The sequence below is a fragment of the Mesorhizobium sp. M1A.F.Ca.IN.022.07.1.1 genome (assembly GCF_003997575.1).
Lineage (GTDB): Bacteria > Pseudomonadota > Alphaproteobacteria > Rhizobiales > Rhizobiaceae > Mesorhizobium.
The window spans coordinates 1-794 of the sequence record NZ_RZST01000694.1; the positions used below are offsets into that span (position 1 = coordinate 1).

General features: G+C 65.0%; 1 protein-coding gene and 1 pseudogene. Both read left to right on the forward strand.

The features are described 5' to 3' along the window. Nucleotides 1-568 (forward strand): hypothetical protein (locus EOA75_RS33445; RefSeq protein WP_164747785.1); only part of this gene is annotated, 568 nt, incomplete at its 5' end. 106 nt (nt 569-674) lie between these two features. Then, nucleotides 675-794, forward strand: a pseudogene (locus EOA75_RS35485) (exonuclease); the annotation flags it as partial.

A 794-nucleotide genomic window follows, 5' to 3' on the forward strand; every position in this document is an offset into this window, starting at 1 on the left:
GCCGGAGCGCCCGGCGCCGCAGGCACCGCTCGGCGAGACGACGCTGCGCGGCACCCTCGATCTCGAGCGCCCGGCGGAAGCGCCGCGCCGCGATCCGAACGGCCGCACGCAGCAGGGCGGCTGGGTGCGCGATCTCCTGACCAACGCCTCGCGCGAGGAAGAGCTGAAGCCGGCGACGCCCGCGGAAGCACCGCGCGCCACCCCTGCCCAGCGTTCGCCGCTGCATGTCATGGAATCGCTCAATTCGCTGTCCGTCGACATCGCCCGCGCCATCGACCATGACGCCTCGATCGAGCTGTGGAACCGCTACCGCCGCGGCGAGCGCGACGTGTTCACGCGCCGGCTCTACACGCTGAAGGGCCAGCAGACCTTCGACGAGATCCGCCGCAAGTATCAGGCCGAGGCCGAGTTCCGCGCCGCCGTCGACCGCTACTGCGACGATTTCGAGAAGCTGCTCAAGGATGTGTCGCGCAACGACCGCGACAACATCATGGCGCAAACCTATCTCACGTCGGACACCGGCAAGGTCTACACGATGCTGGCCCACGCCAGCGGCCGCCTGCACTGAGCGGGGCACATATCAGACACTGAAGCGGGGCCATTGCTCCGCTTCTTCATTTTAGAATCTACTTCCAGTTTGACGCAGGTCCCATCTTCGAATTGGCGGGAAGGCCTTGAAGACAGCGATAATCTTCGACTGCGAATTTCTTTGCCTCCAAGGCTCGCAACGCAGATTTTGGTGCGCGCCTCATGATCCCGATCCGGTCATAGCCCAGGTCGGCGCAGTAAAGCTC